The organism is Microbacterium sp. (assembly GCF_044340635.1).
Classification (GTDB): domain Bacteria; phylum Actinomycetota; class Actinomycetes; order Actinomycetales; family Microbacteriaceae; genus Microbacterium.
The window spans coordinates 76,506-90,112 of record NZ_JBIITF010000001.1 but is presented as its reverse complement, the minus strand read 5'-3'; the positions used below and the strand labels follow the sequence as shown (position 1 = coordinate 90,112).

The following is a 13,607-nucleotide window of genomic DNA, read 5'->3' as shown; positions in this document are numbered from 1 at the left end:
CACGCAGGCACTTTCTGTGTAACGCTGTCGCGGTTGTGCATATTCGCGTAGCCTTACCCCATGCGAGGTGGGCTCGAGCGATGGAAGCGCGGTGTCGACTCCGGTGGAGTCCGGCAGGCTGTCGCCTACGCCTTCGATGGCACGTGTGACTCGCATACAGCTGCGCCGCGCGGTACTGACGCGCTCGCCGGATACTCCGCCGGTGCATCCGTCACCCGACTCGCTGTCGAAGCCGGACAGATCCGCGAGGACGCCCTTGACCCGACCTCGCTTCGCCGGTGGGTGAATGGCGAAGACCCAGCGACGGGGGAGCGTCGGGGACGCGACCTCCAGTCGCCCGATGCTGACCTGATCCTTGATGGGACGATCAACGCCCCAAAATCGTTCAGTCTCGCCTCACTTATCTACCCCGAGCTCGCCGCCGAGTTCGAGGCGCTACAGGATCGCCTGCGGGACCGTATCGTCGTCACCTGGCATCGCGAGCTCAACGCGCGGCGCGGCGCAGGCGGCAGCATCCGTGAGGGGCTGCAGAGGATCGAAGTGGTCGAGTTGCGCCACCGACGGTCTCGGGCGCTCGATCCACACATCCACCGGCACCTGTGGCTGAACGTCAAAGTGCAGGGAATGGACGGCAAGTGGTCGAACGTCGACTCACGGGTTGCGATGAAGCTGCACACGGTCATCAACGCCGAGGGTGAGATCGCGGCTCGGACTGACCCCGAATGGACCGCCGCGCTGGCCCGCCACGGATACACCCTCGATGAGCACGGCGAGATCGCTCAGGTCGCGCATGCCGTGCGGCCTATGTCGCGCCGATCGAACCAGATCGAGACCAACCGGCACGCGAAGATGGCGGAGTGGCGCGCCGCACACCCGGGACAGGAGCCATCCCACGACGTTCTCGCCGCGATCGATCGGTGGGCTTGGGCCCAGGGACGCCCGAACAAGCCCAGCAACATTGATGAGAATGACTGGGAGCAACGGGTCCGCGACGAGCTTGCATCGCTCGATCCCGCGCTGCTCGGTGCTTGGCCGTCTGCAGAGCCGCACCAGGTCGTGATCGCAGATCTCGATCGGGACCTGCTCGCGCGCATGGCGGTGGTGGATGCGGACAACCGCTCGGCGAGTAGCGGTGGCCGGTTCAGCCTGTTCGATGTTCGTGCGGGTGCGATGCGCGCGGTGGCAGCATCCGGCGTCGTCGCTGACCGCCAACTGCTTGACCATGTAATCGACGACGTAGTCGCGCGAGCCGTTCGCGACGTTGTGGATCTGCTGGATGACCGTGCAGGCGTCCCGGCCCACGTGAAGGGCTTCATGGCGGTCACGACGGCTGCTCTCAAGACCGACCTCGCCGAGCAGTTCGAGCAACTCTCCGAGCAGGGCGCGAGGGTTCCGCTCGAAGCCATCCGAGCGATATCGACGAGCGTTCTGCCCGAAGGTCGTGAGCTCGACACAGGACAGCTCAACGCTGCCTCCGCGATCGCCGGGACGGATCGGCTGGTCGCGGTGACCGGTCCCGCTGGCACGGGCAAGACGACCATGCTCGTGACGGCAAAGCGGGCCCTCGAGCGGCAGGGCAGGGCGATGCTGGTAGTCGCGCCGACGAAGAAGGCCGCGAGCGTCGCAGCCCACGAGATCGGTGCAGACGCATCGAGCTTGCACGCTCTGATGCTCGACTACGGATGGCGCTGGCACACCGACGCCGCCGGCGCTGAGCAATGGCGGCAACTCGACATGGGCGACACGGACGCGACGGGGCAGGTCTACGGCGGGCCCCGCCGATTCCGTATGACCGCTGGCGATCGGATCGTCGTTGATGAGGCCGGCATGGTCGACCTACGCGTAGCAACCGCGCTCGCAGCTGTCGCCGCTCAGACCGGTGCCGGAATCGCGATGGTCGGAGATCACCTACAAGCTCGCCCCGTCGGACACTCGGGTGCCATGGCCATCATGGTTCGACGCTCGACCGCAGCCGTCGAACTCACCGCGGTACATCGCTTCCGCGATCCCACCTATGCCGCGCTGACGCTCCGCATGCGCGACCCGCGCACGAAGGACGACGCACTCGACGTTGCCCGTGAGCTTGATGCTCGGGGGTCGATCCGTCGCGCCGCGAACGAGGAGGAGGCGGAGCAAGTCATGGTTGATGAGTACTTCTTCTGGGCGTCCGCAGGTAGGCGTGTGGCTCTGGTGACGGCGACCAACGCCGAAGCCCAGTCGATTAACGAAGCTATCCAAAAGCGACGGGTCGACCAGGGCGAACTCGACTCGGCGCGCACCGTCATTGGCAGGGACGATCAGTGGTTGTTGGAGGGCGACGTTGTCCAGACGCGTCGGAACGACAAGGGTCTGGGAGTCGAGAATCGCGCGATGTGGACCGTCGGTCGCATCGAGTCGGATGGAGTCCGGCTCGTGAGTGTTACTGATTCTGGCGATACTCGACTTGTCCCTCTCGACTATGTCGCTGAGCACGTGCACCTCGCCTACGCGTCAACGGTCCATGGCATTCAAGGCGAAAGCACAGACGCCGCGCTCGTTGGTCCAGGCGTCGATGCGGCCGGCATGTATGTCGGGATGACCAGAGGACGCGCTGTGAACTCCGTGATTGCCCTCGATCCCGGCGTGGACGCAGTCGAAGAGCTCGCGGCCCGGATGCTGCGCCCTTCGATGGAACCCACGATGGAAGAGAATCGGCAGGCCGCGCGGCTCGAGCTTGGCCGGGCAGCGACCACGCTGCCAGAAGGTATCGAGCAGGGCACAAGGCCGCAGATCGTGAAGTCCGACCCGATCGTCTCATCGACGCCGACCCATGGCGGAGCCTCACTGAGCTGACGGCTAGCCATGGTTACGGCACGAGATGATCGACGAGGGTGAGTGGGATCACTCCACGCGGTCGACTGCCGATGCCCAGACCCACACGCGTTGATCCTTGCCGTCCAACAGGAACTTGACCTGCACGGCCCGAGGAGTCCAGGCGACCGCATCTCCCTCGATTGCGAGGCGATCGCGCCGAATCGGACCCAAGCGCGCACGCGCCGTGGTTGAGGATCGGTGGTCACCGGGTAGAGGTCGAAGCGCAGCTCGCGCTCGGTGAGTGCCTGGATCGGATATTTTGCCGCGAGCTGGTCGAGGATCTTCTGGTTCATGCGCTCGTCGATCTGGGCGGCATATCGACGATTCGTGCCCACAATCCCTCCCATCGAACATCCGTTCTAAATGGTACGACCCATGGAAGTCATCACGAACTCCCATCCGTGACATGCAGGAGCGGGCGGGAGTAACGTAACTCCCGCCCGCTCTGTCTTTGCGGATGGGCGTCAACACCCGTGCTGTGTTCCAGCTGTGCACTGGTTTCGCGGCGGGTATGGTCCAGCGAGAGCGCGGCAAGATAATAAACCTCGCCTCCCTACTCTCCTTTCAGGGGGGTCTCCGCGTGCCCGCCTATGCCGCCTCGAAAGGGGCAGTCACGCAACTCACCAAAGCATTCGCCAACGAATGGGCCCGACATGGAGTGAACGTGAATGCCATCGTCCCAGGCTACTTCGCGACCGACATGAACAGCGCGCTCGTCGCAGACGAACAGCGCAATGGCCAGATAATGACGCGCATACCCGCAGGGCGGTGGGGTGAACCCGATGATATCTCCGGTGCGGCCGTCTTCCTAGCCTCGTCCGCATCGGACTACGTGCATGGGATCAGCCTGCCCGTCGACGGGGGATGGTTGTCCCGATGACCAGCGCCCGTACCCCACGCACGTCGATGCTCGCGAAAGATCCGGTGATCGTCGTTCTGCGAGCGGAGCACGCGAAGGAATATCAGTCGGTCATCCTCACTTCTATTGGGCGGAGTGCACACGATCGAGTTGACGCTCACAACCGCGGTCAAGATATTTCCCTCTTCCACCGTCGGACCCGGCTATGTCGGGCAGTTCCGCGGTCCGTTCCCCGACCTGCAAGCCATCAAGCGGAGGAGCCGAGGAGGCGGCCGCGATCGCATGGATCCGGGCCGGTGCCGTCGCGGAAAGCATCGGCAGACCACACTCCGGGGGATGGGTTCGCTGGCAGTGACCTTACCGCTCTGACCGAGCGCGCCTAGCCCTTCTGGACATCACCAAGAGGATGGCGAGATGACCGTTTCAGGCTTCACCGTGATGGGCGACACAGTGGCGCGGGATCACGACCGTCATAGTTTGCGGCGGAGAGGACGTCTTCACCAGACCCGGTGACGGCACTGTCCCCGGGCGGTGTCGGCGCAAGAGGAAGCGTGAAGCAGGCGTCCCTCACACGTCGGAAAGCGCGCGGGCTGCTCCAATGGGTTGTGACAGGCCCAGTTGCACATGGGTAGCATGACGAGTCATGAGCGAGATCCGGCGGGCGAGCGATGTGATTCCGCGTTTGACCCTCGCGGATGAGGTGGCAGCTAAACTTGTCGAACAAATCACGGCGGGGGAGTACCGCGTGGGCGACCGCCTACCCTCCGAGCAGAAGCTGGCGGAGCAGTGGGACGTAGGTCGCAGCTCGATGCGAGAAGCCGTGCGCACACTGCAAGCCGCTGGGTATCTCCGCAGTACGCAGGGGAGTGGCGTGTTCGTCGTTAGCACCCGCGCACAGACGATCGCCCCCGTGGATCAATCTCTCGTCGGCGGATACACCATGGGCGATCTTTTCGAGGCGCGGGTTGCCATCGAGGGGAAGGCGGCGGAGCTTGCGGCGAAGCGGGGCTCTGAAGCGGACCGGGACGCCTTGACCGCAATTATTGAATCCGGCGCGGATCGAGCCATCAGCTTCGAGGCGTTCGTCCGCCTGGATGCCCGCTTTCATCGGCGGGTAGCCGAAGCGAGCGGTAATCCGCTGCTGCTGCATATGTGGGACTCGCTGGCGCCGCAGTTCGAGGAGTACTCATTCCGCGTCGTGGGCCTGCCCGGCCGGCGGCGGCGCGCCCATGAGGACCATCGCGGCATTGCGGACGCAGTCATTGCGGGCGACGCCGAGTCCGCGTCGAGGCGCGCCGAGGAGCACGTGATGACGGTGCAATGGGAAGTGGGCGCGGGAGACCGCACGAGGGGGTCGTGACCGCGCGCTAAGAAGCCCGGTCGGGCAGCGCCGCGATGGTATCCGCCGTCCGCGCGCGGTTGAGCGTGCGACGCGCGGTCTGCATGTGCATGACCATGGCCGCGCGTGCACCTTCCACATTTCCTTCGACGATGCACTCAGCGATCGCCTGATGCTCGATGCACGCTCGCTCCACCGCGCCAGGGACGTCGTCGGTCGCCTTCCTTACCGCGACGAGCGTGTTGGACACGGCCGCGAGAGCGGCTGCGTACGCGGAATTCATAGATGCCTGTGCGATTGCAGCATGAAACTCCACGTCGCGTCGGTATGCGTCGACACCGGATGCTGCGGCCTCTTCGTACCGTCGAAGCGCCTGCGCGACAGCGGCCCGCTCGGCAGGACCCGCCCTTTCTGCTGCGCGGGCAGCGGTCTCGGTCTCTAAGAGCATCCGGAACTCGTATAGGTCGTCTATCGCGGTGTCGGTGAGCAGCACCTCCAGCGTCTGCTGCTCCATGGCCCGGCGACCATCGACTCCCAGCACGGTCGTTCCCCGACCGGGGCGAACGTCGAACACCCCCTGCGACACTAAAGACTGGATCGCCTCTCTGAGCGTGTTGCGCCCGACGCCGTAGCGCACGGTGAGCTCGCGCTCGGGAGGCAGTTTAGATCCTACCGGGAACTCGCCGGACCGGACGGCGTCGAGCAGGCGGCCGGCGACGGCTTGCGAGAGGTTCTGCCTCATTGCACTCCGGGTGATTTCGCGAAGACGGATTATCGAACGGCGACGATCGCGCGTCGCGCTGCCAGGGACTCGACCTCGTCGCGCCGCGCGCTGGAGGTATCGCCGGGTGTCGTCATCACTAGGGCACCATGAGCGACGCCCAACTCCAACGACCACTCGAGCTTATGGTCGCGAAGCAGCCCGTAGGCGACCCCCGCGACGAAGGAGTCACCGGCACCGACCCGATCGAAGATGTCCAATTGCTCGAGGACGGATGACGAGATCACGCCGGTGCTCGGAGTCCACGCGACGGCTCCCCAATCGTTTGTCGATGCCGACCGCACCACGCGGTGGGTCGCAGCGATCATCGAGAGCTGGGGGAATCTGACTTCGGCGTCGAGGACCATGCGCGAAAACTGATCGATGAGCGGGAGGTCATCGATCTGGGGGTCCTCGCCGATGCTGAGACGGTACTCCGGCTCGTTCGTGAAGAGCACGTCCACGTACTCGAAGATCTGCCGGACCACGCGGGCGTGCGACTCGTAGTCGCCGAGCGCGTGCCAGAGGCTCGGGCGGAAGTTGACGTCGTACGAGACGAGGACTCCGTGCTTCTTCGCGGCCCTAACCGCCTGGAGTGTGAGCCGCAGGGTGGACTCCGAGAGAGTCGTGAAGACACCCCCGGTGTGCAGCCACCGCACACCGCGCTCGCCGAAGAGTTGCTCCCAGTCGATGTCGCCCCGTGACAAGCGGGAGGCCGCACTCTGCGCACGGTCGGACACCCCAAATGCTGGACGAGTGCCGAATCCGCGCTCGGTGAAATTCAATCCATTGCGCGCGAGATGACCGGTACCCCCGTCATTGGACCAAGAGATCAATGACGTGTCGACTCCGCCCTGGCGGATGAGTCCACGTATGAGCGCTCCCACCTCGTTGTCGGCCAATGCGGTGATTATGCCACTGCGCAGCTCGAAGCAGCTGCTGATCGCGTATGCCACGTTGAACTCGCCGCCGCCGACGTGAGCCTCAAAGCGTCGGGCGTCACGGATGCGGGTCTCGCCAGGATCCAATCTGAGCATAACCTCGCCCAGCGACACCAGATCGAACTCTCTACCGTCCGCGGGGGGCACGTTCAACCCGCTCGTCATCGCCTCTCACCTTCGGTGCTGTAGTGCGGCCGGCCGGCACGCCGGGCACGCTCTACGACATTCGCCACCCTCGCCTCGCGTCGCTCGTGACTTTCGGTCGGGTCGAGAAACCAGCTTCCCCCCACGGCGATGACGCTGGGGATTGCCAAGTACGCCTCGAACGTCGTGTCGTCGATGCCGCCCGTCGGAAGGAATGCGATGTCGGGGATCGGGGCGGACACGGCCTTCACCCAGGATGGGCCACCGCACACCGACGCCGGGAAGAACTTGACCGTGTCAAGTCCGGCGCGACGGGCCACGAGGGCCTCCGAGGGCGTCGCGACCCCGGGGAAGACGGGGATGCGCTGCCCATCGCTCCATGCGAGCACATCGGGGTCGAGGCCGGGAGACACGAGGAACTGCGCGCCGGCGTCCACCGCCGCGCGGGCGTCATGCACGGCGCGTATGGATCCCGCGCCAACCACGGCGCGCGATTGCGCTCTTGCGGTGGTGATCGCTTCGAGTGAGTACGGCGTGCGCAGTGTGAGCTCGATCAGCGGCAGTCCGCCTCCGGTCAGGGCCTGCAGGACGGATTCCAGGGCCTCTTGGTCCTCGACGGTGACGACGGGCAGCACGCGGTGTTCGGCGATCGCGCTCTTCACGCCGGTGTGATCAGATGTTGTCATAGCTCCTCCGAATATGGGATAAAGCCTACCAAAGAATGAGGCGAACATCCGCATACCTTTGACATTGTGGGGGAATGTGACTAACTTGATCCCATCATCTGATGACCTGCGTTTGTAGAGCAGCTCATTTGACCATTTCAGGTGGAGGCAACGGCGCATGACCAACGATCTGCTTCTCGAAGCGAGAGGGATCACCAAGAGCTTCGGCGGCAACAGTGTCCTGCGCGGTGTCGACTTCGACGTGAGGCCCGGAGAGGTCCACGCCCTGCTCGGTGAAAACGGCGCGGGAAAGTCCACCCTCACCAAGGTCATCGGCGGCGTTCACAAGGCGGATGAGGGCACCATTACCTACCGGGGTGAGCCGGCCGACTTCCGCGATCCCGGCTCAGCTGTCCGAGCGGGCATCAGCACCGTGTATCAGGAGCTCAACCTGATCCCGCATCTGGACTGCGCCGCCAACATCTTTCTCGGCCGCGAGCCCGAGACGGCCCTTTTCACCCATAGTCGACAGATCCGTGCGGACTCCGCCGCGGCACTGGCCGAGATCGGATCGCGAGCCAAGCCCACGACGACGGTGGCCGACTTGTCCACCGCTGAACGCCAGCTCGTTGAGATTGCCAAGGCGCTGGCCACGAACGCGCAGCTCATCATCATGGACGAGCCGACCGCGGCCCTCTCCTCCGGAGAGATCGAGCGACTCCACGAGTCGATCCGCCGCCTCACCGCCCGCGGCATCTCGGTCATCTACATCAGTCACAAGCTGGACGAGGTCTTCCGCATCGCCGATCGAATCAGCGTGATGCGCGACGGCAAGCTCCGCGCGACGGTGACGCCCACGGAGTCGAGCCGGGAGGAGGTCGTGTCCCTCATGCTCGGGCGAGACCTGGCCGCGGAGAAGCGCGAGCTCGACTCCGAGCACGCCGATCGCTTCTCCGGCGACCCAATGCTCGAGGTGAACGGGCTCACCGTCCGCGGCAAGGTCACGGATGTCTCGTTCAGTGTGCGGCCGGGCGAGATCCTCGGCATGGCGGGCTTGGTGGGCGCGGGCCGCACCGAGACCGTTCGTGCACTCGTCGGGCTCGAACGCGTGTCGTCCGGAACGATCGTTCTCGACGGCAAGAAGTTTGTCCCGCGCACCCCCGCCAAGGCGATCTCTGCGGGCATGGTCCTGATCCCGGAGGACCGCAAGACCCAGGGTCTTCTCCTCGGCTCGAGCGTGGAGGACAACGTGGCGCTGCCGCACCTCCGCGCGCTGTCCACCGCGCTGTGGGTCCGCCGCAAGCGCGCCAAGGCCCTCGCCGAGCGGTGTGTCAACGAGTTCGACGTGCGTCCGGCCGTGATCGACAAGGCCACCATGTTCCTCAGCGGCGGCAACCAGCAGAAGGTGCTGATCGGCCGCTGGTTACTCGAGAAGTACAAGGTTCTGATCTTCGACGAGCCCTCCAAGGGCGTGGACGTCGGCGCACGGTCCGGTATCTGGCGGATGATCCGCGAGGCCGCCGCCGAGGGCGCAGCCGTCGTGGTCATCTCTTCGGAGACCGAGGAGCTCACCGCTCTCGCGGATCGGATCGTCGTCATGCGGGGCGGAGCCGTCTCGCGCGAACTCGTCAACCACGCACTAACGGAAGGCGAGGTCATGGAACATGCATTCTGAAACCACCACAACGGTCGAGACGGAGCGGCGAGGCGCGAGCCTGTCCGGTGTCGAGCGCCGGGAGAAGGTCCTCGGACTGCTGTCGAAGACGCAGTCGGTCGTCGGACTGGTGCTCGTCTGCGCGATCTTCGCGCTCCTGTCCGATGCATTCCTCACCGAGTACAACCTGCTCAACATCCTCCGCCAGAGCGCGGTGACCGCCATCCTCGCCGCGGGCATGACGTTCGTGATCATCTCGGGCGGCATCGACCTCTCCGTCGGCTCCGTCGTGGCGCTCACGGGGGTCGTGGCGGCGGGCCTGATGAAGGACGGCTCGCCGGTGTGGATCGCGATCCTCGTCGCGCTCGCCATCGGGCTGGCATTCGGCGCAGTGAACGGGGTGGCGGTTGCGGTCTTCAAGATCCCGGCATTCATCGCAACGCTCGGCACGCTAACCATCGGATCCAGCCTCGCCCTGGCGTACACACAGGGACTGCCGATCAGCGGCCTCCCGCCGGAGTTCACGTACCTGGGGCAGGGATTCGTCGGCCCGATCCCGACCCCCGTCGTCATCGCCTTCCTTGTCGTGGCGCTGTGTGCCTTGCTGCTGGGCCGCACACTCATCGGCCGCTATGCGTTCGCCATCGGCGGCAATGAGAAGGCGTCCTTCCTCTCGGGCGTCCGCACGACGCGCTGGAAGATCATCATGTATGCGCTGCTCGGAGTGCTCGGCGGTGTGGCCGGGGTCGTGCTCACTGCGCGTCAGAACTCCGGCCAGCCCACGGCAGGCGCCGGAATCGAGCTCATTGTGATCGCCGCCGTCGTTATCGGCGGCACGAGCCTCAGCGGCGGACGCGGATCCGTCTGGGGATCCATCGCGGGCGCGTTGCTGATCACGGTCATCAACAACGGCCTCAACCTCTTGAACGTCTCCCCCTACTTCCAGGGGATGTTCGTCGGCGGACTGATCCTCCTCGCCGTCGGACTCGACTGGAGAAACCGCAAGTCCAATGAATAGAAAGAACAAAGGAGTTCCGATGGGAAATCACATGCGCCGAGCCGCCCTGTTGGTGGCGGCCGTCACAACGAGCGCTGTCATGCTCGCCGGCTGCTCCGGCACGTCCGGAGACTCCGGCGACGCCGGCGATGACGCGATCGTTATCGGGCAGAGCCTGCCCACGCTGGACAACCCTTGGTACGCAGCATTCGCGCAGGGCTCGCAGGACATGGCAGATTCCCTCGGGGTCGAGCTGCGTCTCGTGACCAACCCCGCGAACACCCCGTATGAGCCCGCATCCCAGATCGCTTCGATCGAGAACCTCATCGCGCAGCGGCCCGACGTCATCCAGATCGATCCGACGAGCACCGACGCCATCAACGGCGCCATCGACGAGGCGCGCGCGCAGGACATCCCCGTCGTCACCGACGGCATCAACGTCAGCACCGAGGTGGACGCATCCGTCGTCGCCGACAACAAGCAGGGCGGCGAACTCGCCGGCGCCTGGGTCGCCGAGGCGCTGACCGACGGCGGCGAGGTGGCAGTGCTCGAGGGCACGCCTGGCCGCGACATCATCCAGCAGAGGCAGGACGGGTTCGACGAGGGTCTCTCGGCCAACCCGGCCGCGGAGATCGTGGCCTCGCAGATCGCGAATCTCTCCCGCGAGGAGGGTCAGACAGTCTCGGAGAACATCCTCCAGGCCAATCCGGACCTCGCGGCTCTGTGGGGAGCATCCGACACGATGGCCCTCGGTGCGCTTGAGGCGCTGAAGGCTCAGGGACTGGCGGGAGAGGTGCTGCTCGGCGGATTCGATGGCACCCCCGACGCCTTCGCCGCTATCGCCGCGGGTGAGATGGCGTTCACGATCGACCAGGTTCCCTACGAGATGGGTGCTGTCGCGATCGCGCTGGCCTACCTCATCGCCACCGACGCGGATCACGACGGCGAGGTCATCCTCGACACAAAGCTCGTGGACAGCGCGAACGTCGCCGACTACCTCGACGACGTCGATGCGGCGAACGCAATGACACTGGCGGCCGTACTCGAGCGTTTCGGCCTCGACAAGTAGGACCAATCGTGGGGGTGCGGTCATCGACCGCGCCCCCACCCTTCTGAGGAGACGACATGTCCAAGCGACTGTTCTTTGCCGGCGACCGTCAGGTTGCGGTGCTCGACGGGCCGGACAGGTCGGCGGGCCGCGACGAAGTCGCGATCCGCATCGATGCCGCCGGCGTCTGCGGGAGCGACCTGCACTACCTGTACCGGGTGCCGTCGAGCGAGCGGGGCAAGCCCCGACTCGGCGTCACCATCAACCCCGACGCGGTGCCGGGACACGAGCCCGCCGGAACGGTGACCGCCGTCGGGGACGGTGTCGACACCCTCGAGCCGGGAGACCGTGTGATCGTGCACCACATCTCGGGTTGCGGACACTGCGACTGGTGCATCCGCGACCTGCCGATGCACTGCGCCACCAAGAAGACCTATGGGTTCGACATCGACGGGGCTTTCGCCGGGCAGATGGTGGCCAAGGCCAAGGACGTCGTCAAAGTGCCGGACGGGATCTCGATGCCCGTCGCGGCCTACTGCGCGTGCGGCGCCGGGACGGCCTACAACGCCCTACGCAAGCTCGGCCTCACGAGCGCCGACACCATCATCATCTTCGGACTCGGGCCCGTGGGTCTCGCCGCGGTGGCGTTCGCGCACGACTTCGGGGCGCGCGTCGCCGCGGTCGATGTCTCGGCCGAACGACGCGAGCTCGCCGGGCGTGCGGGAGCCGATCTGCTGATCGATCCGCGCGAGACCGAGGCGGCCGCCGCGGTCCTCGAGTGGAACGGTCGCGGTGCGTCCGTCGGCCTCGATGCATCTGGGAATCCGCACGCGCGTCATCAACTTCTGGACGCAATGACGATCCTCGGCCGTGTCGCCTTCGTTGGCGAGGGCGGGGACGTCCGAATCGACGTGAGCGAGCAGATCATCCACAAGCAGCTGACGGTCGTCGGCTCCTGGGTGTTCGGGCTGAGCGAGCTCGGCGGGGTGCTCGACTACGTCGCGGAGCGCGAGGTCGATCTCGCCTCCCTCGTCACCGACGTCTACGACATCGCCGCCGCCGCCGAGGCATTCGCCGTCGCGGACGCCTCCGCCAGCGGCAAGGTCGTCATCACGATGGGCGGCTCCACGGCCTCCACGGCCCCCACTCCCGAGAACGCCGGTGGCGCTTCGTGAGGATCGCCGAGATCAACACCTATCTGCTGAAGGCTCCCACCGAGTCGGCGTTCTACTCGTCGCAGGGACTGTTCACGGGTCGCAAGAGCCTGATCGTCGAGATCGTCACTGACGACGGGACGAGCGGATGGGGCGAGGGAGGGCAGTACGGACCTGCCGAGCCGGTCCTGGCCTGCATCCGCGATGTCCTGGCACCGAAGCTGATCGGCGCGGACCCGCGCACCCCGGGGCTGCACTGGGAGAACCTGTACGCGGCATACCGGGACTTTGGCACGCGGGGACCCTACATCGAGGCCCTCAGCGCCCTGGACATCGCAATGTGGGATCTCACGGGCAAGTCGTACGGCGTGCCGGTGGCCAAGCTCCTGGGTGGCGCGTTCCGGGACTCGGTGGCGGCATACGGCACGGGCTTCTACTATCCGGCCGACGACCCCGCAACGGTCGACGCCGGTTGGATCCGGGCCGAAGCCGCGGCGAAGCTCGACGCGGGATTCGGTGCCCTGAAGGCGAAGGTCGGCCTGCTGCCGATTCGGGACGACATCCACCGCATGGAGATCGTCAGAGAAGCTGTCGGCGACGATGTCGCCCTCATGGTCGACAGCAACCACGCCTATAACTTGGCAAGCGCACGCACTGTCGCAGCCGAGCTGGGTCACCTCGCGTTCCGGTGGTTCGAAGAACCCGTAGTCCCGGAGGACAAGGCGGCCTACCGCGCCCTCCGCGAAACGTCGCCCGTGCCCATCGCCGGTGGTGAGGCGGAATTCACCCGGTACGGCTTCGCCGAGCTGATCGGCGGCGGATGCGTCGACGTGGCTCAGCCCGACCTCGCGGTCGCCGGCGGGATCTCCGAGTGGCAGAAAATCCACACCATCGCCCAGGTCGCCGGTGTCACCGTGATCCCGCACATCTGGGGATCGGGCATCGCGCTCGCCGCCGCGCTGCAGGTGCTCGCGGCCACTCCGCCGAACCCCTACACGGCCCGGCCCGTGCCGCTGCAGAACGAGCCCGTCCTCGAGTTCGACACGACCGATAACCCGCTGCGCCGCGACCTGCTCACGGAGCCGTTCACCATCGACGGGGGGCGGGTCGCCGTGTCGGGCGCCCCCGGCCTCGGCGTCGAGGTGGATCGTGATGTCCTGGGCAGGTACGACGTCCTGACGCGCGCATGAGGT

General features: G+C 65.9%; 11 protein-coding genes. 8 read left to right on the top strand and 3 right to left on the bottom strand.

Annotated features, from left to right (window positions below):
• The first annotated feature begins 60 nt into the window (after positions 1-60).
• From ACIQ0W_RS00415 to ACIQ0W_RS00405, 3 genes are all read left to right on the top strand, one after another.
• Positions 61-2,832, top strand: coding sequence for an AAA family ATPase (locus tag ACIQ0W_RS00415; RefSeq protein ID WP_396640952.1), 2,772 nt, complete (start codon positions 61-63; stop codon positions 2,830-2,832).
• Positions 2,833-3,310: 478 nt separating this feature from the next.
• Positions 3,311-3,733 carry an SDR family oxidoreductase gene (locus ACIQ0W_RS00410; RefSeq protein ID WP_396640951.1) on the top strand — a complete coding sequence of 141 codons (423 nt, stop codon included), beginning with the start codon at positions 3,311-3,313 and terminating at the stop codon, positions 3,731-3,733.
• A gap of 622 nt (positions 3,734-4,355) precedes the next feature.
• Entirely contained in the window at positions 4,356-5,072 is a 717-nt protein-coding gene (locus ACIQ0W_RS00405) for a FadR/GntR family transcriptional regulator (RefSeq protein ID WP_396640950.1), read from the top strand.
• Positions 5,073-5,079: 7 nt separating this feature from the next.
• Here the strand turns inward: ACIQ0W_RS00405 and ACIQ0W_RS00400 are convergent, their stop codons facing one another.
• Genes ACIQ0W_RS00400 through ACIQ0W_RS00390 form a run of 3 tightly spaced genes read right to left on the bottom strand, consistent with a single transcriptional unit; the run spans position 5,080 to position 7,582 of the window.
• Positions 5,080-5,793: a FadR/GntR family transcriptional regulator gene (locus tag ACIQ0W_RS00400; RefSeq protein ID WP_396640949.1), complete on the bottom strand. Its 714-nt coding sequence runs from the start codon at positions 5,791-5,793 to the stop codon at positions 5,080-5,082.
• Between the two features lie 29 nt (positions 5,794-5,822).
• The gene (locus ACIQ0W_RS00395; RefSeq protein ID WP_396640948.1) at positions 5,823-6,917 is read right to left on the bottom strand and encodes a sugar kinase; all 1,095 of its coding nucleotides are present in this window, start codon (positions 6,915-6,917) and stop codon (positions 5,823-5,825) included.
• Entirely contained in the window at positions 6,914-7,582 is a 669-nt protein-coding gene (locus tag ACIQ0W_RS00390; protein ID WP_396640947.1) for a bifunctional 4-hydroxy-2-oxoglutarate aldolase/2-dehydro-3-deoxy-phosphogluconate aldolase, read from the bottom strand. The genes ACIQ0W_RS00395 and ACIQ0W_RS00390 overlap by 4 nt, the downstream gene beginning before the upstream one ends.
• 157 nt (positions 7,583-7,739) lie before the next feature.
• Here ACIQ0W_RS00390 and ACIQ0W_RS00385 point away from each other — a divergent pair, with 157 nt between their 5' ends.
• Genes ACIQ0W_RS00385 through ACIQ0W_RS00365 form a run of 5 tightly spaced genes read left to right on the top strand, consistent with a single transcriptional unit; the run spans position 7,740 to position 13,604 of the window.
• A complete protein-coding gene (locus tag ACIQ0W_RS00385; RefSeq protein WP_396640946.1) occupies positions 7,740-9,236 on the top strand; it encodes a sugar ABC transporter ATP-binding protein in 1,497 nt (498 codons plus the stop codon).
• On the top strand, positions 9,226-10,233 hold the full coding sequence (locus tag ACIQ0W_RS00380; RefSeq protein ID WP_396640945.1) for an ABC transporter permease: 1,008 nt from the start codon (positions 9,226-9,228) through the stop codon (positions 10,231-10,233). The genes ACIQ0W_RS00385 and ACIQ0W_RS00380 overlap by 11 nt, the downstream gene beginning before the upstream one ends.
• Positions 10,234-10,252: 19 nt before the next feature.
• Positions 10,253-11,281 carry a sugar ABC transporter substrate-binding protein gene (locus tag ACIQ0W_RS00375; protein ID WP_396640944.1) on the top strand — a complete coding sequence of 343 codons (1,029 nt, stop codon included), beginning with the start codon at positions 10,253-10,255 and terminating at the stop codon, positions 11,279-11,281.
• A gap of 56 nt (positions 11,282-11,337) precedes the next feature.
• Positions 11,338-12,435, top strand: a complete 1,098-nt coding sequence (locus tag ACIQ0W_RS00370) for an alcohol dehydrogenase catalytic domain-containing protein (RefSeq protein ID WP_396640943.1) — start codon at positions 11,338-11,340, stop codon at positions 12,433-12,435.
• Positions 12,432-13,604, top strand: coding sequence for a mandelate racemase/muconate lactonizing enzyme family protein (locus ACIQ0W_RS00365; protein WP_396640942.1), 1,173 nt, complete (start codon positions 12,432-12,434; stop codon positions 13,602-13,604). The genes ACIQ0W_RS00370 and ACIQ0W_RS00365 overlap by 4 nt, the downstream gene beginning before the upstream one ends.
• Positions 13,605-13,607: the final 3 nt, after the last annotated feature.

Coding starts and splice junctions, on each gene's coding strand:
- ACIQ0W_RS00405 (WP_396640950.1), top strand. CDS start 4,356: ATGAGCGAGATCCGGCGGGCGAGCGATGTGATTCCGCGTTTGACCCTC.
- ACIQ0W_RS00400 (WP_396640949.1), bottom strand. CDS start 5,793: ATGAGGCAGAACCTCTCGCAAGCCGTCGCCGGCCGCCTGCTCGACGCC.
- ACIQ0W_RS00380 (WP_396640945.1), top strand. CDS start 9,226: ATGCATTCTGAAACCACCACAACGGTCGAGACGGAGCGGCGAGGCGCG.
- ACIQ0W_RS00410 (WP_396640951.1), top strand. CDS start 3,311: ATGGGCGTCAACACCCGTGCTGTGTTCCAGCTGTGCACTGGTTTCGCG.
- ACIQ0W_RS00370 (WP_396640943.1), top strand. CDS start 11,338: ATGTCCAAGCGACTGTTCTTTGCCGGCGACCGTCAGGTTGCGGTGCTC.
- ACIQ0W_RS00415 (WP_396640952.1), top strand. CDS start 61: ATGCGAGGTGGGCTCGAGCGATGGAAGCGCGGTGTCGACTCCGGTGGA.
- ACIQ0W_RS00395 (WP_396640948.1), bottom strand. CDS start 6,917: ATGACGAGCGGGTTGAACGTGCCCCCCGCGGACGGTAGAGAGTTCGAT.
- ACIQ0W_RS00390 (WP_396640947.1), bottom strand. CDS start 7,582: ATGACAACATCTGATCACACCGGCGTGAAGAGCGCGATCGCCGAACAC.
- ACIQ0W_RS00375 (WP_396640944.1), top strand. CDS start 10,253: ATGGGAAATCACATGCGCCGAGCCGCCCTGTTGGTGGCGGCCGTCACA.
- ACIQ0W_RS00385 (WP_396640946.1), top strand. CDS start 7,740: ATGACCAACGATCTGCTTCTCGAAGCGAGAGGGATCACCAAGAGCTTC.